The following is a 19,315-nucleotide window of genomic DNA, read 5'->3' as shown; positions in this document are numbered from 1 at the left end:
GTCTCGCACTGGCCCGAACCGGGACGCAGAGCCGGATCATGCACGTAAGAAGGTCCAGTAGTCGTCGAGGCGGGAGGTCAAACTGCTGCCGGTCCGAACAGACGGTCCAGGTGGTAGTGGATGATCTTGACGGCGTCCTCATAGCTGCGCTGGCGGCTGAGGACGCTGGAGGTCAGGCCGTTCGCGAGGGCCAGAAGACCGGCGACTTCGGTACGCGGGTCACGATCGGGGGTGATGTGCCCGGCCTGCTGTGCGGCGGTCAACCTGGCCGTGAGGACGTTCTCCAGCGCGTTGGGCAGAGTGAGCCCGACCGCCGCGAGCGCCGGGTCGGTGAGGGCGACGGTGTAGTACGCGGTCCAGGCCATGGAGTCCAGGCGGCTCTGCTCGTCGAAGGGCAGGATCGTACGGAGGACAGCGGCGAACACGTCTCGCGGTGTCAGCTCACCCGCCGCAGCGGTGACCCGTTCCTTGAGCCGGCGGTCGATACGGGCGCCCAACTCGGTGAGGCCGGACTCGAGCAGCGCCTGCTTGTTCGTGAAGTAGTACTGGACGACGCGCAGTGAGACCCCGGCCTCGGCGGCGATCTCACGCATCGACACCGCCTGCAAACCGCGGGTGCCGGCGATACGCAGCAGCGCCTCGGTCAACTGGCGCCGCCGCGCTTCATGATCTACTTGTCTGGGCATGCCGGTTTCCTAGCTGTGTCGCCCGGTTGGAAAGTCAAGGATCCGCTCGACGATCAAGTCCGGAGCCTCGACGGGCAGCGAATGTCCGGTGCCGGGCACGATTTCCACTCGCCATTCCGGCGCGATGTCGGCCAGCCGCGTGGCCACTGCCTGTGCGTCCAGCAGCGCGCTGTGAGCGCCCAAGAGCACCTGTACGGGCACGAACAGGTTGCGTATCTGCTCATCGGTGTAAACAGGCGGAATGGGCACACGCCGACGGTAGGAGAAGCCGAGCCGCATCAGCTCCACCAGCGCGTCCTCGCGCAGCACGCCGTTGCCCACGGTGCCCGCGAGACGGTGTCGCAACGTACGAGGAAGCATGGAGGCGGCAGCACCGAGCGTGGCCCATCGGATGAAACGCCAGCCGATCGGCGCGAACCCGCCCGGATCCACCAGCGTCAGCGCCGCGACTCTGCCGCCCCCGCCGAGCTGCTGTTCCACTGCGGCCCAGGCGCCGGCGGAGAAGCCCGCCAGGTGTGCGCGCTCGGCGCCGACCGCGGCCAGGGCGTCGGTGAGCCAGCCGCCGACGTCGGCACCGGACGCGAGCGGCTTCCTCTGGACCGAGCGGCCGGGCTCGCCGAGCGGGTCGACGACGAGGACGGGACGCGTGCGCGCCAGCGGCTCGACGTAGCGGTACCAGGCCAGGGCGTTCCCTCCGGCGCCGGCCACGAGGACTATGGGATCCCCCGTCGCGGGCCCGGCCCGGTGGATCCGCACGCTGCCGGCGCGAGTCTCTACGTCGAAGGCATCGATCGGCACCGGCCACAACTCGCCGAGTAACCGGTCATAGGCGGCGTGGTACTTGTCGCGGGCAGAGTCGCTGGTGAAGGCGGACGGCCGGTCAGGCACGCGCATGGCGATCTCATCTCTCGAATGGATACACCTGTACCCTAACTAGTGACGGCCTCGGGAGCTGCCGCTTTCACCGACATTCCGGACGCCGGACAATCCCAGACGCGCCGGGGACGCACCTCACCCTCCGGCAGGCTCGCGGCCGGTGCCGTACCGATTTGATTACGCACCGTCACTCTTCTGTTGCGCTCCTACGACGTCGGGTCTCAGTTCCGGTGCGCTGAAGGGGAAGGGCTATAGCCAGGCGAGTGCCCCGTCATCGCGGGGATGACGAGAAAGCTAATCCAAGGGCCCGGACGGTTTCCTACTCGTTTGATAATCTCGCACTATGGACGAGACACCGTACGGCATCGGCGAAGGCCCGGCCGCCAGGGTCAGCCTTTCCCTGCCTGAAGGCACCGCGTCGGCCATCCGCGCGCGCGTGGGCAGGCGCGAGTTCTCCGCCTTCGTCGCAGCCGCGGTCGAGCGCGAACTGCGCGGCCAGATTCTGGACGACTACCTGGCCGACTACGAGCGCCGCCGAGGGCCGATCTCCGAGCAGGCGCAGGAGCGGGCCAGGCAGGTGTTCGACGAGATCTTCGCTGCAGAAGACCAGTGGCCCGCCGCCGGCTGACCCACGCGGGCACGCTCGTCCTCGACTGTGAGGGCCTGTCCAGGCTTGCCGAGGATCACGAGCCCACGGTCGCGTTTGTGGCCGAGGCTCGTCGGCGCGGCATGGAGGTCGTGGTCAACGCGCTGACCATCATCGAGGCCACCCACCGGCGCACCGATAAGGCGCGGCTGGCCTGGCTGCTCTCCGGTCTGCGCATCTCGCCGGTCGGCGACAAGGAGGCCAAGGCCGCCTCCGCCCTGCTGCTGAACACCGGGCTGCACGGGCACAAGTACGCGATCGACGCGGCGGTGGCCGAGATGGCCCTGCGCCAGCCGCTCCCTGTCGCCATGCTCACGTCGGACCTGGACGATATGACCAAACTCTGCGGCGGCCGCGTCCGGCTCATCGAGCTTTGACGCTGGGTACGAAGCGGGCGAGCGCCACGGTGTCGTCCGTAGGATCGGCCGTATGAGCGCCCACATCGCGATGGTCGGCATCCCGGCGATCAGCCACGTCCTGCCCAGCCTGGAGGTCATCAGGGCGCTGGTGGCGCGCGGGCATCGGGTGACCTACGCCAACGACCCGGCGGTGGCCGAGGTGATCAGGGAGACAGGCGCCGAGCTGGTGCCGTACACGTCCACGCTGCCCGTCGCCGATCACGACTGGCCGGACGACCCGATCGCGGCCATGCGGATCTTCCTGGAGGACAACATCCGGCTGCTCCCGCAGCTGGAGGCCGTGTACGGGGAGGAGCCCGCCGATCTCTACCTGTACGACATCGGCGCCTATGCGGCGCGGGCCCTGGCCGAACGGCAGAGAAGGCCGATCGTGCAGCTCTCCCCCTCGATGGTCGGCTGGGACGGGTACGACGAGGAGGTGGCGGCGCCGCTCTGGGAGTTGCCGGGCGCGGACGACTACCGGGCGCGGTTCGCCGGGTGGCTGGCGGGCAACGGCGCGACCACGACCGACATGGACGAATTCTCCGGCCGCCCGGCCCGCTGCCTGGCGCTGATTCCGAGGGCGATGCAGCCGAACGCCGACCGGGTGGACGACAAGGTGTCGTTCGTGGGCCCGTGCAAGAAGCCCACCGGGTCGTGGGAGCGGCCGGCGGGGGCGGAGAAGGTGCTGCTGATCTCGCTGGGCTCGGCGTACACGCGGCAGCCGGAGTTCTACCGGCGGTGCCTGGCCGCGTTCGGCGGGCTGCCCGGCTGGCATGTGGTGCTGCAGATCGGCAAGCGTGTCGCCCCGGCCGAGCTGGGCCCGATCCCGGGCAATGTGGAGGTCCATTCCTGGGTGCCGCAGCAGGCGATCCTGGAGCGGGCGGACGCGTTCGTCACGCACGCGGGGATGGGCGGCTGCGGTGAGGGGCTGCTGGCGGGGGTGCCGATGATCGCGGTGCCGCAGGCGGCCGACCAGTTCATGAACGCGGACCGGCTGGTGGAGCTGGGGGTGGCCCGCCGGATCGACACGGCCGAAGCGACGGCGGAGACGCTCAGGACCGCCCTGGTCGAGCTGACCACCGACCCGGAGGTGGCCGAGCGGCTGAAGAGGTTGCGGGCGGAGGGCGGGACGGCGCGGGCGGTCGAGCTGATCGAGGCTGAACTAACCCGGGTGTGAAAGTTTCATCGCCCACCAGGGGCGATGGCCCGGCCCGTTGACGGGGCGGCGGTGGCGGCCAGAAGATCCTGGGAGCGCTCCCAAAATCCCCCAGAGGATCCCCATGACACGACGCCTGTCCGCGGCACTCGCCTTACTGACCGCCTTCGCCCTCGCCCCGGCCGCCCCCGCGCACGCCGCCGACGAGGGCCCGGAACAGATCGTCAACGGCACCTTCGACGACGGCACCGCCCCCTGGTGGGGCACCCCCAACCTCACGCTCGGCGTCGAGGACGGCCGCCTCTGCGCCGACGTCCCCGGCGACACCGCCAACCCGTGGGACGTCATCATCGGCCAGGACAACCTGCCGCTGGTCGAGGGCGAGACGTACGCGTTCTCGTTCTACGGCTCGGCGAGCGAGACCCAGGTCGTCCGGGCGCTGGTGCAGCTCCCGGTCGACCCCTGGACGCAGTACCTGTCGGCCGCGCCGGAGCTGAGCGCGGCGGGCGACGTCCACGAGTTCACCTTCACCGCCCCCGTATCGCTGCCGGACGCCCAGGTCGCCTTCCAGATTGGCGGCAGCGCCGAGCCCTGGAGGTTCTGCATGGACGACGTGTCGCTGCGGGGCGGCGCGGAGCCCGAGCAGTACGAGCCGGACACCGGCCCCCGCGTCCGCGTCAACATGGTCGGCTACCTGCCGTCCGGCCCCAAGAACGCGACCGTGGTCACCGACGCCCCCCGCGCGCTCAAGTGGGAGCTGAAGGACGCGTCCGGCCGTACCGTCGCGCACGGCAAGAGCACCCCGCGCGGCCTGGACGAGAGCTCCGGCGAGCGCGTGCACAGCATCGACTTCGGCAAGTACCGCAAGCCGGGCACCGGCTTCACGCTGACCGTCGACGGCGAGACCAGCCGCCCGTTCGACATCGCCGAGGACCTCTACGACGAGATGCGGACGGACGCGCTGAAGTTCTACTACACCCAGCGCAGCGGCATCGAGATCCGCGACGACCTGCGGCCCGGCTACGGCCGCCCCGCCGGTCACGTCGGCGTGGCGCCGAACCAGGGCGACATCAGCGTCCCCTGCCAGCCGGGCGTCTGCGACTACTCGCTCGACGTCCGCGGCGGCTGGTACGACGCGGGTGATCACGGTAAGTACGTGGTCAACGGCGGCATCTCGGTGCACCAGCTCATGAGCCTGTACGAGCGAGACAAGGCCGCTTCCAAGGACGGCCAGCTGAACATCCCCGAGAGCGGCAACGGCGTCCCCGACGTGCTGGACGAGGCCCGCTGGGAGCAGGAGTTCCTGCTGAGCATGCAGGTCCCGGACGGCGAGCGGCTGGCCGGCATGGCGCACCACAAGATCCACGACGCCCAGTGGACCGGGCTGCCGCTGCTGCCGCACCTGGACCCGCAGCCGCGTGAGCTGCACCCGCCGTCCACCGCCGCCACGCTGAACCTCGCCGCGACCGCCGCCCAGGCAGCGCGCGTGTTCGCTCCGTACGACGCCGCGTTCGCCGCCCGCAACCTGGCGGCGGCCCGCAAGGCGTGGGCCGCGGCGCTGGCCAACCCGGACCTGCTGGCCGACCCGAACGACGGCGTGGGCGGCGGCGCCTACAACGACGCCGACGTGAGCGACGAGTTCTACTGGGCGGCGGCCGAGCTGTTCATCACCACCGGCGAGAAGGAGTTCGCCCGGTTCGTGCAGTCCTCGCCGCACCACACCGGCGACATCTGGCGCGAGCGCGGCTTCGACTGGGGCAACACCGCCCAGCTCGGCCGCCTGCAGCTGGCCACCGTGCCGAACGCCATCCCGGACCGCGCCCGGGTGCGCCGCTCGGTCGTGGAGGGCGCGGAGAAGTACCTGGCCACCCAGCGCAAGCACCCGTACGGGCTGCCGTACAACCCGCCGGACTTCGACTGGGGCTCGAACAACCTGGTGCTCAACAACATGGTGGTCATGGCCGTCGCCTACGACCTGACCGGCAAGGAGAAGTACCGCGAGGGCGTGCGTGAGGGCATGGACTACATCCTCGGCCGGAACGCGCTCAACCAGTCGTACGTGACGGGCTACGGCGAGGTGTCGTCGCAGAACCAGCACAGCCGCTGGTACGCCCGGCAGCTCGACCCCTCGCTGCCCAACCCGCCGCGCGGCACCCTGTCCGGCGGGCCGAACTCGGCCATCCAGGACCCGGTCGCGCAGCGGCTGCTCCAGGGCTGCAAGCCGCAGTTCTGCTACATCGACCACATCGAGTCGTGGGCCACGAACGAGCTGACCATCAACTGGAACGCCCCGCTGGCCTGGATCTCCGCGTTCCTGGCCGACCGGTCCGGGCACACCCACTGCGACGTCCGCTACACGGCGGGCGGCGGCCGGCACTTCACCGCTCAGGTCACCGTGCGCAACCACGGCCCGAAGTCGCTGGACGACTGGGAGCTGCGCTGGTGGTTCCCGGGTGCGCAGCGCGTCCAGAACGCCCGGGGCGCGACGGTCACGCAGGACGGTCCGGTCGTGACCGCGAGCGGTAAGCGGGTGAAGCCCCGGCACGCGATCACCTTCGGCTTCACCGGCACCACGCCGGCCGGGCCGAACCCGGCGCCGGAGGTGTTCTACCTGAACGGGGAGCGCTGCCGCTAACCTCGTCGCATGTCCCACAGCAGGCCCGAGGTCCGACGTACCCCGCTCGACGGCGACGAGAGGGCGAGAGCCGAAGCGAACTTCGTCCCTCTCGTCGCCGAACAGCTCACCGCCACCGGGCGGTTCCGGGTCAGCGCCGATACCCCGGAGCTGGTGGAGATCTTCCAAGAGGTCGCTCGCCGGGTAGGCGAGCAGTTGAGGCGGCCGGTGGTCAGCTACGCCAACGGCCGCTACCTCGTCATCACCTTCGCCGACGCCTAGGCGGCACGCCCTCACAGGGTGAACTTACGCACTCCGAGCGGCTCGAAGTCGTAGAGGGCGTTGTTGACCTGCAGCCCGTCGACGGCACCGACGAAGGGATTGTCCCGGCCCTTGCTGATCGCCAGGCTGAGGGTGATCACCGCGTCCGGCAGCGCCGCCTTGAGTGCGCTGAACGTGCAGGGGCTGGCCTGGGTGCACCCGGTGGCGGTGGCCGTCGCGCCGTTGGTCGCGTACCACTTTCCGCCCTCCGCGCCGGCGTCGTACTGCTGCCAGGTGTTGGCCTGCCGGGCGGGCGGCGCCGACGGGGCCACGGACTGGCTGGGCACATAGACCAGGCTCGTGTAGTTGATGGCGGGGTCGAGGTTCGGATCGACCTCCAGGGCGATGCTCGGCGGCGCGTTCACCAGCGGCGGGTCGACGCCCTCGAAGATCCAGTACTTGAGGGTCGAAATGCTGTTGAGCGGGACCCCCGCGTACTCCTCCTCGGTGCCGAACGCGATCTTGTCGTCGCCGCTGCTGACGACGATCCCGAGGCTGCCGGTGCCGTAGGGCGGCGGCACGGTGGCCGCCGGGTTGCCGGCGGGGTCGCGGCCCCAGGGGCCGAGGCGGAGGACGGCCGTCGACGCACCCAGGGTGTTGCGTCCGATGACGCCCCATTCTTCCTGGTAGTAAGTGCCCGACTCGACCGCCGCGGCCGGCAGTGCGTTTGTCGCCATGAGAGTAAGTACGGACATGGCCGGTGCCACGAATAGCTTTTTCATCGTATGTCTCCTGAAATTCCGGACGCCGGAGAATGAGGTGGTGCTCAGCCGCTCACAAGCGACCAGGGAGTGCACGGCAGATCTCCGGTCGTCGGAAGAGGAATGCTCAGGTTCTGCAGGTTCCCGAGGCGACAGACGGTGAAGTAGATTCCGATCGGCGTTCGTGCGGTGACGCGCACGGCGGTGGTGGTCGTGGGGTCGGGAGTGTAATTCAGGCGGGAGTCCTCCGCCACGGTGATGGCGAGCACCTGGCCGCCGCCGCTGCCGGGGACCCTTCTCAGGTTCTGCCAGGCGGGCGAGCTGCGGGGGTCCCTGATCCAGGGCACCCCGCCGTTGGCCGATACGTTGAACACCAGGGGCGATTCCGGGAGAGAACGGATGACCGCCGAGTCCACCGTCGGGTCCGCGTTCTGCTGGCTGCGGGCCGGTTCGGCGGTGACGGCGCTCGCCATCGCCGAGCCCGGAATTGCGGCGGTCACCGCCAGGGATGCGGCCACTGCCAGCAGGCGGATGGCGGCAAAAGAGCTGCTCTTACGATTGAACAAGTTAATTCCACCCTTGGAGAGCCGAATTTTCGCGTTATGTGCCGCGATTGATCGATCACGACTCTATGCGAGACACCAACGGCATTCCGGGCGATAAGTTTCAGTGGCGGGTAAATGACTGCTTCAATCTCATATGGCAGCCGTAGATCGTACGTATCGGTACCTCGTCATCGGACGAGACCATTCTCGGCGGAGCGCAGCGCCGCCACCAGCGGGCCCGGCTCGTCGGCGAAGAACCGCACGGCCGAGACCCGCACCTCGGCGCCCAGCGGGCGGACCGCGGTGACCGGCTCCGACAGCTCCACCACCACGTTCACCTGCGAGGCCACCACCACGGTCAGCCGCTCGCCGTCGACCGCGATCATGCCCGACTCGTTGAAGGAGCGCACCGTACGCACCGACGCGATGAGCTCGCGGGGGATGCGCAGATCGAAGAAGGCCCCGTACCGGATCCGCAGCTCGCGTCCGGTGACCACGTGCGGCCGGGTGACGCAGGCGGCCACCACCGCGAACCCGACGAGCAGCCCGTACAGGTCGATGAACAGGATCGGCACCCGGATCGCGGCGGACACGTCGTAGGCGCGCAGCAGCACCTCGACCACCACGACCTCCACCGCCATGATGACCAGGAGGAGGACCATCGTCGCCGACTGGGCCCTGGAGTAGGACACCGCCAGCGCGCCGGGCGGCACCCCGTGCCTGCGGCGGGTCACCCACAGCGCGAGACTCACCATGCCCGCGACGTCGAACCCCGCGATCCTGCGCAGCACCCTCATGCCCGCTCCCGCACGAACTCGACCATCAGCCGGAACACCTCGCCCTGCGCGGGCGTCACCTCGCCGAGCATGGCGTCGAGCCACGGCCCGCCCGACGGCGGCAGGTTCTCGAGCATCCCGCGTACGAGCTCGTCCGGCATGTGCGCGGCCATGTCGGCGGCCAGCTCCCGGACCCGCGGATCGCCCGGCTCGGCGTCGGCCAGCTCGTCCAGCCGCCGGTAGAGCTCGTGGCCCTTGTCGCGCATCCCGGGCTCGGCGAGCGGCCGCAGCATCGCCACGATCTCGTCGCGGTGCTCGGGATCCGCGGACGCCTCCATGAGGGAGAGCATCTCGCGGTCCATCTCGGCGAGCCTCGACCCCTCCAGAGCCAGGTCGCGCAGCACCACGGCCATGTCCGGTGAGACCGCCGAATCCGGCCGCAGCTCGTCAGCCTCCAGCAGCACCGCCAGCCGGGCCCGCCGCGCCGCGATGGCCTCCTGCTGCCGGGCCAGGTCGGCGTCCAGCTCCTCCAGCACCTCCCGCAGATCTTTCCCGCGGTCGTCGGCGAGCACGTCACGGACCTCGTCCAGCGACAGCCCCAGCTCGGCCAGCCGGCGCACCCGGGCGAGCAGCACCGCGTCGCGCAGCCGGTACTCCCGGTAGCCGCCCGCCGTCCGTTCGGGTTCGGGAAGCAGCCCGAGATGGTGGTAGTGCCGCACGGTCCGGGTGGTCACCCCGACGAGCGCGGCCAGTTCTCCGATCCGCATGCCTCCATCAGACACGTTGACGCTACGTCAAGGTCAACCGGTTATCGCCGCCGCTAACAGGGCGTCCCGGGGGTGGTGGCCGTGGTGCGGAGGAGGGCGCGGACGAGGTCGAAGTCGATCTGGCCGGGCTTCTTGAAGCGCAGCCGGGTCAGCGCCTCCCGGCGGGCCTCCGGCACCTCTTCCAGGTACGCGTCCACCGTCGACGCCTTGCTCTGCACCATGCGGCCCAAGCTACCGGCAGACGGCGGTTTCGAAGGCGTCCCTCAGGTGGTCCCGGCCCTTGCCGGTGGCCGAGCCGGTGACGTAGACGGTGGCCTGGCGGCCGGCGGCGCTCCGGCCGCTCATGACCGAGATGCCCGGCAGGTCGCCTTCGTGCATCCAGACGGTGCCGCAGGCGAGCCGGAGCCGGGTCATGCCGTGCCCGTAGCGGGCCTGGGACGGCCAGCCTTCCTGGCGTACCGCGACGGGGGCGGAGGTCATGGCGCGCAGGCTCTTGGCGGACAGCAGCCGGCCGCCGAACACCCCTTGCCAGAACCGGTTGAGGTCCTTCGGCGTGGAGACCAGGCCGCCGCTGGCCCCGAGCAGGTAGCCGGGCATCCGGGTCGTGTCGACGACTCCGGCCTCGGGGGCGGCGGGGTGGACGCCGTACATGTGCGCGTGCTGGCCGCGGATGCCCTGCTCGCCGGGCTTCGGCCAGTACGTGTGGCGCATCCCCAGGGGCTTGAGCACCAGGTCCCGGCTGGCCCGCCGGAAGTCCCCGGCGACCGAGTCGATGATCATGCCGAGGACGAGGTAGTTGGTGTTGGAGTAGGCGAACTTCCCGTACGGGGTGGGCTTCAACCGGAGCGCGAGCTTCAGGAAGTCCTGGTCGGGGTTCGACCAGTCGACGGCCTGGGTGAAGTCGGCGAGCCCGCTGGTGTGCCGCAGCAGGTCGCGGACCTTGATCTTCCGGCCGTCGGCCTTGCCCCTGATGGCGCGGGGCAGGTAGGTCTCCACGGGCGCGCCGAGCCGTACCTTCCCCTGCTCGGCCAGGCGCATCACGGTCACGGCGACGACCGGCTTGGACATGCTGGCGACCCGGAGCCGGCCGTCCGCCCCGGGCATCGGCCGGTCGGTGCCGAGCTCCGCCGTCCCGGACTTCACGGTGCGGCGGTCGTCCACCTGCGCCACGGCGCCGGCGAACCCGTCCGCGCCGGTCAGCCGATCCACCCGGTCCTGCAGCCCGGTGGCGGCGAAGGCGGGGGCGACCGGAGCCAGCGCCATCGCGCCCGCGGCGGCGACGGCGATCATCTTGCGAGACATGAGCGTTTCCCTTGTCAGTGGTGATCTCGACACCACCGACTCTGCCGGGGTACGCGGCCAAGATCAGTAACGCTGGCACCGCTCTCGTACGGGGGTTATCCCTACCATCGGCGCGGGGCGAGACAATGGAGTGTGAAGATTACCGTCATGACCGGGGCCGGCATCTCCACCGAGTCCGGGATTCCCGACTACCGCGGCCCGGGCGGCGTGTGGCGCCGCGACCCCGACCACGAGAAGCTCGTCACGATCGACTATTACCTGGCCGATCCCGACATCCGGCGCCGGTCCTGGGAGTACCGCCGCGCCAGCCCCGCGCGCGACGCCGAGCCGAACGCCGCGCACCGGGCGCTGGTGGAGCTGGAGCGGGCCGGGCGGCTCGACCGGCTGATCACGCAGAACGTCGACGGCCTGCACCTGAAGGCGGGCTCCGATCCGGAGCGGGTGCTGGAGCTGCACGGGAACATGTTCGGCGTGCTCTGTCTCGGCTGCGGCGCCCGGTCCTCGCTGGAGGAGGCGCTGGCCCGGATCGACGCCGGCGAGCAGGATCCCGCCTGCCTGGCGTGCGGCGGGATCCTGAAGACGACCACGGTCATGTTCGGCGAGAACCTGTCTCAGGACGTGATCGCCGAGGCGGCCGAGGCCGCCGAGCGGGCCGAGGTGTTCGTCGCCGTCGGCACGTCGCTGCAGGTGATGCCCGCCGCCTCGCTCGCGGCGCTGGCCGAGCGGAACGGCGCACGGCTGATCATCGTGAACGCCGAGCCGACCCCGTACGACGAGCTGGCCGCCGAGGTGATCAGGGATCCGATCGGCGAGGCGGTGCCCCGGCTGGTGGCGCGGCTCATGGCTTGACCTGGAGTCCGTCCGCCGGGAAGGGGGTGATGGGCGTCGACAGCGTCCTGGCCTGGGCGGGCCCGCAGAGCGCCAGCAGCAGGTGGTTGCCGAAGGCGAGGTCGATCTCGTGCGGGACGGGCATGCCGTTCTCGTCGAAGGTCTGATACTTGGCGCGGTTCAGGCCCACGGAGATCTGCCGGGTGCCGTCGGGGCTCGACAGCGACTGGGTGAGCATGCCCCAGACCGCGCCGTCGTGGCCCCAGAAGCGGCCGCAGGGCAGGTCGAGCGCGTAGATGCCGAGCCCGTACTCGATGGGGCCGGCCCCGACGTACACGGGCACCGTCCGCTGCATCTCGGCGAGCTGCGCGCCGCCGAGGAGCTCGCCCTGGAGCAGCCGGCGGTAGAAGCGGTTCAGGTCGTCCATGGTCGACACGACGGCCCCGGCCGTGGTCAGCCACGACATGTCGTAGACCGCGTAGTCGCGCGGCGGGTCGAACAGCCCGTAGAAGGACTCGTACGCGCCGGAGCTCGGCCCGGGGATCTGCGGCGAGCGCGGGAACGAGGTGTGCCGCAGCCCGGCCTTCTTGATCACGTGGTGGGTGATGTACCGCTCGGCGTCCATGCCGGTGACCTTCTCGAGCACCAGGCCGGCCAGGACGTAGTTGGTGTTGGAGTACGAGCCGGGCGTCGCCCCGGGCTCACCCGTGCGCGGGAACGCGAGGCCGAGCCGCACCAGTTCCTCGGGTTCGATGCGGCGGAAGCGGTGGTTGTCCAGGTCGGCCAGGGAGCCTTCGAGCAGTGAGGGGAAGGCGCCGGGGATGTAGTCGGCGAGGTGGCTGGTGTGGTTGAGCAGCATCCGCACGGTGATGTCGTCGTCGGAGATCAGGTCCGGCAGGTAGCGGCTCACGGGCGCGTCCAGGTCGACCTTGCCGCGCTCGACTTGCTGGAGCACCGCGACCGCGGTGAACGTCTTGGTGATGCTGCCCACCCGGTGCACCATGTGGGGCTTGACCGGCCGCCGGTTCCGCACGTCGGCCACGCCGGCCGCGCCCTTCCAGGTGTCGCGCCCGTCGCTGACCGCCGAGTACAGCCCGTACATCCCCGCCTGGTGCACGGCGTCCAGCGAGTCCTGGAGCGCCCGCCGGTCGGGGACGGCGGCCTGGGCGGGCGCGGCGAGGGTCCCGGCGACGAGCAGCGCGCCCACCCCCGCGACTAAACGCTTGGTGATCGACATCTGATACCTCCGATCTCGGCGTCTTGTACGCACGAGCCTCCTCGATCACAGGACGCCGGAACAGTCGGCTCAGTCACGGGCTGGGCATGACAGCTGTCATGCCGCACCTATGACAAAGGTCGTTGCCCAGGTGGGGGCATCCGGCGATGATGCTGGTCATGGGTTTCCACGAACTCCTGCACGACCGCCACGGCGCCGCCGGCGTCATCCACCACCCGCGCGCCTACGAGGTGACCTCGGCCATCGGGTTCCTGGGGGCGCGGCGGGAGGCGTTCACCCGGCTCGCGATCCAGGCCCGGCCGCGGCCCGGCGACCGGTTCCTGGACGTGGGCTGCGGCACGGGCTACCTGACCCGGGTGATCGCGCCCGTCGTCGGCCCGAAGGGGCAGGTGACGGGCGTCGACCCGTCCGCCGAGATGATCGAGTACGCCCGGCGGCGCGCTCCGGGCAACTGCGACTACCAGGTGGCCGAGGGCCAGGCGCTGCCGTTCCCCGACGCGTCGTTCGACGCGGTGGTGTCCAGCCTCGCCGTCCACCACATCCCCGCCGACGCGCGCCCGGCGGCGATCGGGGAGATGTTCCGGGTGCTGCGGCCGGGCGGCAGGCTCGTCGTCGCCGAGTTCCGGCCGCCGGCGCAGCCGCTGCTGCGCGCGTTCGTGTCGCTGGTGGCGCCGCGCGCCGCCCACCACGACGCGCACGAGGTGCTCGGCACGCTCATCCCCGACGCGGGTTTCCGCGTGGAGGGCGCGGGCGACCTGCCGCCGTACCTGTATTACGTACGAGCCCGCAAACCCGACTAATCGTAAGATCAACTCATGAATCCCCTCGACCGCATCGCCCGGGTCCGCCTGTCGTCCGTCTACCTGCCGCTCGACACGCCGGTCAGCGACGCCAAGGTGCTCACCGGGCGGCAGCGGCCGATGACCGAGGTCGCCTTCCTGTTCGCCGAGGTCACCACGGAGGGCGGCCTGGAGGGGATGGGGTTCTGCTACTCCAAGCGGGCGGGCGGCCCCGGCCAGTACGCGCACGCCTGCGAGCTCGCCCCCGACCTGATCGGCGAGGACGCCAACGACATCCCCAGGCTGTGGGAGAAGCTGGTGTGGGCGGGCGCGTCGGTGGGCCGGGGCGGGCTGTCGGTCCAGGCCATCGCCGCCTTCGACATCGCGCTGTGGGACCTGAAGGCCCGCCGGGCCGGGCTGCCGCTGGCCAAGCTGCTGGGCGCGCACCGCGACTCGGTGCGCTGCTACAACACCTCGGGCGGATTCCTGCACACGCCGATCGAGCAGGTGCTGGAGAACGCGGAGGCGGCGCTGGCGCGCGGCATCGGCGGCGTCAAGCTCAAGGTGGGCCAGCCCGACGGCCGCGCCGACCTGGCCCGGGTGCGGGCGGCCCGCGAGCGGCTGGGCCCGGACGTGCCGCTGATGGTCGACGCCAACCAGCAGTGGGACCGCCCGGCCGCCGCCCGGATGGGGCGGGCGCTGGAGGAGTTCGGCCTGGTGTGGATCGAGGAGCCGCTCGACGCGCACGACCACGCCGGGCACGCCGCGCTGGCCGCCGCACTCGACACGCCCGTGGCCACCGGCGAGATGCTGACCAGCGTCGCCGAGCACGCCGAACTGCTGCGCGCGGGCGGCGCCGACATCCTGCAGCCCGACGCGCCGCGGATCGGCGGCATCACCCCGTTCCTGCGGCTGGCCGCGCTCGCCGAGCACCACCGGGTGCAGCTCGCGCCGCACTTCGCCATGGAGATCCACCTGCACCTGGCCGCCGCGTACGGCCAGGAGCCCTGGGTCGAGCACTTCGAGTGGCTGGAGCCGCTCTTCGAGGAGCGGCTGGAGATCCGCGACGGGCGGATGCTCGTGCCCGACCGGCCGGGGCTCGGCCTCACGCTGAGCGAGCAGGCCGCCAAGTGGACGGCCGAGCGGCGCGAGTTCTGATCAGGCGGCGACCACCAGCGCCTGCGGCGCGGCCTGCTTCATCCTGGTGCGCAGCCACAGCAGCTGGGTGGCGGTCTCGCCCTCGCAGGCCGACACCACCGCCAGCAACTCCCGGTCCCTGGCGCCCTGCGCGGCCTGGCCGACCACCGTCCACGCGATGTCGCACTCGGCCGCCATCAGGTAGAGGTCGTGCAGGTCGCGCAGGAGCCCGAGGCCGCCGGTGCGGGGGCCGGAGAACAGCGTCGAGTGCAGCCGTTCCGGCTCGTCCGGAGCCTCCTCGGAGTAGCGCTCGGCGAACGGCCGCAGCCTCTCGGCGTGCCCGTCGCACTGGACGGCCAGCCGCTCGCACACGTGGAACACGTCCGGCTCGTCCCGGTGCATCCGCCCGACCTCGCGGAAGGCGGCGGCCAGCTCGATCTGGGAACGGTGCAGCAGCCCCAGGTAGTGGGCGAGATGCATGGCTCACTCCTCCTCGACGCGCTCGCCGGCCTCGGCGGCGGGACCGCCCAGGGTGACCGGGACGCGCGGGTCGGCGGGCAGGGTGCCGGTGGTGGGCGCGGCCGACACCGTCCCCCGCGCCTCGGCCACCTTGCTCACCCGGACCGCGGCCACCTTGTAGATCGGCTGCTTGGACACCGGGTCCCAGCTCGTCATCGTCAGCTCGTTCGCGGCGCGCGGCGGGCCGTCGCCCGGCCCGGCCGCGTCCAGATCCCAGTAGCCGTAGTGGAAGGGCACGAACACCACGCCCTCCCGCGTGCCGCAGATCCGCGCCGCCGCCTCCAGCGCGCCCCGCAGCGACTCCACCCGGACCAGGTCGCCCTCGCCGACGCCCAGCCTGGTGGCGTCGGCCGGGCTGATCTCCACCCACGGCTCCGGCGCCGCCGCGGCGAGCTGCGGGGCGCGGCCGGTCTTGGTGCGGGTGTGGAAGTGGTAGACGGTGCGGCCGGTGGTCAGCGTCATCGGGTGCGCGCCGCCCGGCACCTCGGGCGACGGCTCGTACGGGGCCGCCTTGAGGAACGCCCGCCCGCGCGGCTCCTTCGCCCGGTAGCTCTCCTCGTCGTAGGCGGCGCCGGTGACCAGGTCGTGCCCGTACGTCTCGCAGTAGCCGGGGTCGGTGCTGAACCTGCCTCGCGCGTACAGCCGTTCGGTGCCGAGCGGCCACTGCACGCCGCTGCCGCCCCGCAGCAGCTCGTACGTGATGCCGGTGTAGTCGCACGGCCGCCCCGCCGAGCAGGCCTGCCAGGCCCGGTACGCGGACTCCGGGTCGTGCCACTTGATCAGCGGCGCGCCGTCCTGGTCGCGGAAGTCCATGCGGCGCGCGTAGTCCAGGAAGATGTCGAGGTCGGAGCGGGCCTCCCCGGGCGGTTCCACCGCCTTGTCCGACAGATGCACCGTACGGTCGACACAGGTGAACGTGCCCGTCTTCTCCCCCCAGGTGGCGGCGGGCAGCACCACGTCGGCCAGCATCGCCGTCTCCGTCATGAAGAGGTCCTGGACGACGACGAACAGCTCCTCCCTGGCCAGGATCTTGCGGATGCGGGTCAGGTCCGGCAGGGAGACGGCGGGGTTGGTGGCCGAGATCCAGAGCAGCTCGATCGAGCCCTGCTCGGCGTAGCGGAAGATCTGCATGGCGTGCGTCGGCGGCGCCCAGTGCGGGATGACCGACGGGTCCACGTTCCACAGCCGGGCCAGCTCCTCGACGTGCGCGGGGTTGTCCCAGTTGCGCATGCCGGGCAGGTCGCCGTCGGCGCCGGTCTCGCGGGTGTTCTGCGCGGTCGGCTGGCCGTTCATCTGGTAGAGGCCCGCGCCGGGGCGGCCGAGCATGCCGCGCAGCAGGTGGATGTTGTTCACCTGGCAGGCCGCCGCGGTGGCCTGGTTGGACTGGTAGAAGCCCTGGAGGACGGTGGAGAGCAGCCGGTCGCAGGTGCCGATGATCTCCGCGGCGCGCTCGATGTCGCGTACGGGAACGTCGCAGATCTCCGCGGCCCGCTCCGGCGGGTAGTCGTGCACCACCTCGGCCAGCTCGTCGAAGCCGAGGGTGTGCTCGCGCACGTACCGGCGGTCGTACCAGCCTTCGGCGATCAGCCGGTGGACGAGCGCGTTCATCAGCGCCATGTTGGTGCCGGGGCGGACTGCGAGGTGCACGTCGGCCTCGCGGGCGACGGGCGTCTCGCGCGGGTCGACGGCGATCATCGCGGGCGGGCGCGGGCCCCGGCGGCGGTCCAGCATCCGCATCCAGAGCACGGTCTGCGTCTCGGCCACGTTGTGGCCCCAGAGCGCGATCGCGTCGCAGTGGTCCACGTCGGTGTAGGAGCCGGGCTGGCCGTCGGTGCCGAAGCTCTCCTTCAGCGCCGCCGCAGCGGTCGCGGTGCACAGGCGGGTGTTGCCGTCCATGTGCGGGGTGCCGATGCCGGCCTTGCCGATCACCCCGAGCGTGTAGTACTCCTCCAGGAACAGCTGGCCGCTGGTGTGGAAGCCGAACCGGCCCCAGCCGCCCGGCCGGTCGAGCAGCTCCCGCGAGCGGGCCACGATCCGGCCCATCGCCTCGTCCCAGCCGGTCTCGACCAGGCGGCCGTTCTCCCTCACCAACGGCCGGGTGAGCCGGTCAGGGCTGTGGACGGCCTGCCACCCGTACAGATCCTTGGGACCGAGCCGGCCCCGGTTGATCCGGTCGGTGGCCCGCCCGCGCACGCCCACGATCCGGCCGCCGGCGACCGCGATGTCCATCGCGTCGCCGTTGCTGTGCAGGATCGAGGCCGACCGGACCCAGTGGTCCACGTCGGCCTCCGTGACGCCCTCCTCCAGGAAGGTGTCCACCCGCACGGGCCAGGTGGTGCGCCGCCCCGCCTCGCCGGGGAGCACCCGGCGCACCGGGCCCGGCAGCGACGCGGCGGCCCGCTCGACCAGCGACGGCGGGCCGTAGGGGGTGCGGCGCCCCCACGGGTCTGCGATCCGGTCGGACATGAGGCGTTCCCTTCCACGGCGCTCGGTCAGGGGAATGCCCCTGGCACTACCCCGACCGGCACCGTGAACACGCCCCCGTCAGAGCGACCCCTCGCTGCCCGCCAGGGCGAGCTCGCGCAGGTCCTCGGTGAGGCTCTCACGGACCTTGTCCATGATGCTGCCCTGGGTGGCCTCGTCGGTGACCTCCAGCACCACCCGGGCCAGGAACACCGCCCGGCGCGGGTCGGTTCCCGCCCGGTCCCCCACCCGCCGGATGAACTCGTCCCGGTCGAAGCGCTCGCCGGTGCCCAGGCCGCCGTACACCTCGGTGCGGCGCAGGTTCTCGCCGATCTCGTGTGGCAGCTGGGCGGCGAGCTTGTCGGCGAGGCTCTCCGGCACCCGCTCGCCGAGGGTCTCCAGGGTCGCCCGGATGGCCCGCTCGGCGTGCGCCCGGTCGCTCAGGCGAGCCCGCGCCTGTACTTGGCCGACAAAGTCGTCATGTCGCATGATTTCCCCCTTTGTCCCTCCAAGCGGCTACCCGGTCCCCGCGACCCCACAGAACCCCCGGCACAAGAAATCGGTAAAGCTCGCGGGCTCCCTCGTACGCCTCAGGCTCGGCGCCCGGCGGGAACGTACTCGGTCCTTGTGCCCTCCGCTCGCCACCGTGAGGAGGGCTCCCGTGCTTCGCGCACCCCGGCCTTTCAGGTGCCTGCCCCGATGACCACCCGCCGGTTCTTGGCCCGGCCGTCCGGGTCGTCGGAGCCGGTTGCGGGTCTCGTCCCCCTTGGCGTCCGTGTGCCCGTCGACCCGGATCTCCGAGCCGTCCTTCGCCTTCTCGGCGATCTCCCGGGCGACCCGCTTCAGCTCGGCCGCGGCGGCCGGCCTGATCTCGGCGCTGTCGAAGCCGAACAGCACGTCGGCCTTGCGGCTGAACGCGATCGTGTTCTCCCCTTCCAGCACGTCGCTCTTCCCGGCCACGTACGACGTGAGGTGGGCGGAGGGAATCTGGACCGAGGACACCCGCACGGACGGGATGCATTCCCGCCGCTCGTTGCAGGCGCGCGGCCGGCTGATGCAGGGCCGCCGGATGTACGGGCGTCTGATGTCCGCCCCGCCGGTCCGCCTTCCCGGCCGCGCGTCACCATCGGGGCCGGTACTCCAGCCGCGCCCCATCCAAGTGCAGGACCATGTCGTACGAGGCGCAGCCCACGATCACCCCCAATCGGAGCATGAGCTGGGATGACGCAGGCAGTGAATCCCCGGACAAATCGGCGGCCCTGGCAATGGCCCCCGACACCGCCCAGACACTGATGCCGGTGGCCATTTGTCACGACGGTAAAGCCGGGGTCGGCATCATGCCCGCCATTCCGCTACTCTCTCCTTCGAGAGATTTCACTAGGAATGTCGGCATTACGGACGCCCACGAGCAGAGGCGGAACAGCGTGATGATGCGAACGGTCCGTCGCGGCTCCTGGATCGTCCCTCAGGGTCGAAGCGTTCTCAGATGGTGAGACCGAGTAGCTGAAGGCCGTCGGCTGGGTGGCTGCGGTAGTGATCGGTGGCGGCGGCGATGTTGGTC

The 19,315-nt window shown here is 71.1% G+C and carries 21 protein-coding genes; 8 read left to right on the top strand and 13 right to left on the bottom strand.

Annotated features, from left to right (window positions below; genetic code table 11):
* Positions 1–77: 77 nt before the first annotated feature.
* Together AB0J42_RS33950 and AB0J42_RS33945 are read right to left on the bottom strand one after the other, a co-directional pair.
* Complete coding sequence (locus AB0J42_RS33950; protein WP_364301869.1) at positions 78–647, bottom strand: TetR/AcrR family transcriptional regulator; 570 nt, start codon at positions 645–647, stop codon at positions 78–80.
* Positions 648–695: 48 nt separating this feature from the next.
* Positions 696–1,580, bottom strand: coding sequence for an alpha/beta fold hydrolase (locus AB0J42_RS33945; protein WP_364301867.1), 885 nt, complete (start codon positions 1,578–1,580; stop codon positions 696–698).
* 325 nt (positions 1,581–1,905) lie between these two features.
* Between AB0J42_RS33945 and AB0J42_RS33940 the strand changes: the two genes are divergently transcribed.
* From AB0J42_RS33940 to AB0J42_RS33920, 5 genes are all read left to right on the top strand, one after another.
* Positions 1,906–2,190, top strand: coding sequence for a hypothetical protein (locus AB0J42_RS33940; RefSeq protein ID WP_364301866.1), 285 nt, complete (start codon positions 1,906–1,908; stop codon positions 2,188–2,190).
* Between the two features lie 77 nt (positions 2,191–2,267).
* Positions 2,268–2,585 carry a DNA-binding protein gene (locus AB0J42_RS33935; protein WP_364301864.1) on the top strand — a complete coding sequence of 106 codons (318 nt, stop codon included), beginning with the start codon at positions 2,268–2,270 and terminating at the stop codon, positions 2,583–2,585.
* 52 nt (positions 2,586–2,637) lie between these two features.
* The gene (locus AB0J42_RS33930) at positions 2,638–3,786 is read left to right on the top strand and encodes a macrolide family glycosyltransferase (RefSeq protein WP_364301862.1); all 1,149 of its coding nucleotides are present in this window, start codon (positions 2,638–2,640) and stop codon (positions 3,784–3,786) included.
* Positions 3,787–3,889: 103 nt separating this feature from the next.
* Positions 3,890–6,400 (top strand): glycoside hydrolase family 9 protein, encoded by a 2,511-nt coding sequence (locus AB0J42_RS33925; RefSeq protein ID WP_364301860.1) that lies wholly within the window; start codon positions 3,890–3,892, stop codon positions 6,398–6,400.
* 9 nt (positions 6,401–6,409) lie between these two features.
* A complete protein-coding gene (locus AB0J42_RS33920; protein WP_364301858.1) occupies positions 6,410–6,661 on the top strand; it encodes a hypothetical protein in 252 nt (83 codons plus the stop codon).
* Between the two features lie 11 nt (positions 6,662–6,672).
* Here AB0J42_RS33920 and AB0J42_RS33915 read toward each other — a convergent pair whose 3' ends face one another.
* The 6 genes from AB0J42_RS33915 to AB0J42_RS33890 all read right to left on the bottom strand — a co-directional run bounded on the left by AB0J42_RS33915 (position 6,673) and on the right by AB0J42_RS33890 (position 10,791).
* Positions 6,673–7,377, bottom strand: coding sequence for a hypothetical protein (locus tag AB0J42_RS33915; RefSeq protein WP_364301856.1), 705 nt, complete (start codon positions 7,375–7,377; stop codon positions 6,673–6,675).
* An 89-nt stretch (positions 7,378–7,466) separates the two neighbouring features.
* Complete coding sequence (locus AB0J42_RS33910) at positions 7,467–7,967, bottom strand: hypothetical protein (RefSeq protein WP_364301854.1); 501 nt, start codon at positions 7,965–7,967, stop codon at positions 7,467–7,469.
* A 167-nt stretch (positions 7,968–8,134) separates the two neighbouring features.
* Entirely contained in the window at positions 8,135–8,743 is a 609-nt protein-coding gene (locus AB0J42_RS33905) for a hypothetical protein (RefSeq protein ID WP_364301852.1), read from the bottom strand.
* Positions 8,740–9,489, bottom strand: a complete 750-nt coding sequence (locus AB0J42_RS33900; protein ID WP_364301850.1) for a MerR family transcriptional regulator — start codon at positions 9,487–9,489, stop codon at positions 8,740–8,742. Before AB0J42_RS33900 ends, AB0J42_RS33905 begins: the two co-directional genes overlap by 4 nt.
* Before the next feature lie 53 nt (positions 9,490–9,542).
* A complete protein-coding gene (locus AB0J42_RS33895) occupies positions 9,543–9,710 on the bottom strand; it encodes a hypothetical protein (protein WP_364301848.1) in 168 nt (55 codons plus the stop codon).
* A gap of 10 nt (positions 9,711–9,720) precedes the next feature.
* Complete coding sequence (locus AB0J42_RS33890; RefSeq protein WP_364301846.1) at positions 9,721–10,791, bottom strand: serine hydrolase domain-containing protein; 1,071 nt, start codon at positions 10,789–10,791, stop codon at positions 9,721–9,723.
* A gap of 147 nt (positions 10,792–10,938) precedes the next feature.
* On the opposite strand from AB0J42_RS33890, the gene AB0J42_RS33885 reads away from it, so the two are divergent.
* The gene (locus AB0J42_RS33885; RefSeq protein ID WP_364301844.1) at positions 10,939–11,640 is read left to right on the top strand and encodes a Sir2 family NAD-dependent protein deacetylase; all 702 of its coding nucleotides are present in this window, start codon (positions 10,939–10,941) and stop codon (positions 11,638–11,640) included.
* Here the strand turns inward: AB0J42_RS33885 and AB0J42_RS33880 are convergent.
* Positions 11,630–12,856 (bottom strand): serine hydrolase domain-containing protein, encoded by a 1,227-nt coding sequence (locus tag AB0J42_RS33880; RefSeq protein WP_364301842.1) that lies wholly within the window; start codon positions 12,854–12,856, stop codon positions 11,630–11,632. The two genes, AB0J42_RS33885 and AB0J42_RS33880, sit on opposite strands and share 11 nt — an antisense overlap.
* Before the next feature lie 158 nt (positions 12,857–13,014).
* Here AB0J42_RS33880 and AB0J42_RS33875 point away from each other — a divergent pair, with 158 nt between their 5' ends.
* Positions 13,015–13,656: a methyltransferase domain-containing protein gene (locus AB0J42_RS33875; RefSeq protein WP_364301840.1), complete on the top strand. Its 642-nt coding sequence runs from the start codon at positions 13,015–13,017 to the stop codon at positions 13,654–13,656.
* Positions 13,657–13,671: 15 nt separating this feature from the next.
* Positions 13,672–14,793 carry a mandelate racemase/muconate lactonizing enzyme family protein gene (locus AB0J42_RS33870; RefSeq protein WP_364301838.1) on the top strand — a complete coding sequence of 374 codons (1,122 nt, stop codon included), beginning with the start codon at positions 13,672–13,674 and terminating at the stop codon, positions 14,791–14,793.
* On the opposite strand, the gene AB0J42_RS33865 is transcribed toward AB0J42_RS33870, so the two are convergent.
* The 4 genes from AB0J42_RS33865 to AB0J42_RS33850 form a co-directional block, all read right to left on the bottom strand.
* Positions 14,794–15,252 carry a hypothetical protein gene (locus AB0J42_RS33865; protein ID WP_364301836.1) on the bottom strand — a complete coding sequence of 153 codons (459 nt, stop codon included), beginning with the start codon at positions 15,250–15,252 and terminating at the stop codon, positions 14,794–14,796.
* Positions 15,253–15,255: 3 nt separating this feature from the next.
* Positions 15,256–17,757: a molybdopterin-dependent oxidoreductase gene (locus AB0J42_RS33860; RefSeq protein ID WP_364301834.1), complete on the bottom strand. Its 2,502-nt coding sequence runs from the start codon at positions 17,755–17,757 to the stop codon at positions 15,256–15,258.
* Positions 17,758–17,835: 78 nt separating this feature from the next.
* Positions 17,836–18,243: a DUF2267 domain-containing protein gene (locus AB0J42_RS33855; protein ID WP_364301832.1), complete on the bottom strand. Its 408-nt coding sequence runs from the start codon at positions 18,241–18,243 to the stop codon at positions 17,836–17,838.
* Positions 18,244–18,270: 27 nt separating this feature from the next.
* A complete protein-coding gene (locus AB0J42_RS33850) occupies positions 18,271–18,762 on the bottom strand; it encodes an OmpA family protein (RefSeq protein ID WP_364301830.1) in 492 nt (163 codons plus the stop codon).
* Positions 18,763–19,315: the final 553 nt, after the last annotated feature.

The organism is Nonomuraea sp. NPDC049649 (assembly GCF_040675175.1).
Lineage (GTDB): Bacteria > Actinomycetota > Actinomycetes > Streptosporangiales > Streptosporangiaceae > Nonomuraea.
Note: the sequence above shows the minus strand (reverse complement) of the source record. Positions and strands in the feature narration are given on the sequence as shown.

Coding starts and splice junctions, on each gene's coding strand:
- AB0J42_RS33885 (WP_364301844.1), top strand. CDS start 10,939: ATGACCGGGGCCGGCATCTCCACCGAGTCCGGGATTCCCGACTACCGC.
- AB0J42_RS33880 (WP_364301842.1), bottom strand. CDS start 12,856: ATGTCGATCACCAAGCGTTTAGTCGCGGGGGTGGGCGCGCTGCTCGTC.
- AB0J42_RS33925 (WP_364301860.1), top strand. CDS start 3,890: ATGACACGACGCCTGTCCGCGGCACTCGCCTTACTGACCGCCTTCGCC.
- AB0J42_RS33895 (WP_364301848.1), bottom strand. CDS start 9,710: ATGGTGCAGAGCAAGGCGTCGACGGTGGACGCGTACCTGGAAGAGGTG.
- AB0J42_RS33920 (WP_364301858.1), top strand. CDS start 6,410: ATGTCCCACAGCAGGCCCGAGGTCCGACGTACCCCGCTCGACGGCGAC.
- AB0J42_RS33890 (WP_364301846.1), bottom strand. CDS start 10,791: ATGTCTCGCAAGATGATCGCCGTCGCCGCCGCGGGCGCGATGGCGCTG.
- AB0J42_RS33860 (WP_364301834.1), bottom strand. CDS start 17,757: ATGTCCGACCGGATCGCAGACCCGTGGGGGCGCCGCACCCCCTACGGC.
- AB0J42_RS33945 (WP_364301867.1), bottom strand. CDS start 1,580: ATGCGCGTGCCTGACCGGCCGTCCGCCTTCACCAGCGACTCTGCCCGC.
- AB0J42_RS33900 (WP_364301850.1), bottom strand. CDS start 9,489: ATGCGGATCGGAGAACTGGCCGCGCTCGTCGGGGTGACCACCCGGACC.
- AB0J42_RS33940 (WP_364301866.1), top strand. CDS start 1,906: ATGGACGAGACACCGTACGGCATCGGCGAAGGCCCGGCCGCCAGGGTC.
- AB0J42_RS33865 (WP_364301836.1), bottom strand. CDS start 15,252: ATGCATCTCGCCCACTACCTGGGGCTGCTGCACCGTTCCCAGATCGAG.
- AB0J42_RS33905 (WP_364301852.1), bottom strand. CDS start 8,743: ATGAGGGTGCTGCGCAGGATCGCGGGGTTCGACGTCGCGGGCATGGTG.
- AB0J42_RS33875 (WP_364301840.1), top strand. CDS start 13,015: ATGGGTTTCCACGAACTCCTGCACGACCGCCACGGCGCCGCCGGCGTC.
- AB0J42_RS33855 (WP_364301832.1), bottom strand. CDS start 18,243: ATGCGACATGACGACTTTGTCGGCCAAGTACAGGCGCGGGCTCGCCTG.
- AB0J42_RS33915 (WP_364301856.1), bottom strand. CDS start 7,377: ATGGCGACAAACGCACTGCCGGCCGCGGCGGTCGAGTCGGGCACTTAC.
- AB0J42_RS33870 (WP_364301838.1), top strand. CDS start 13,672: ATGAATCCCCTCGACCGCATCGCCCGGGTCCGCCTGTCGTCCGTCTAC.
- AB0J42_RS33930 (WP_364301862.1), top strand. CDS start 2,638: ATGAGCGCCCACATCGCGATGGTCGGCATCCCGGCGATCAGCCACGTC.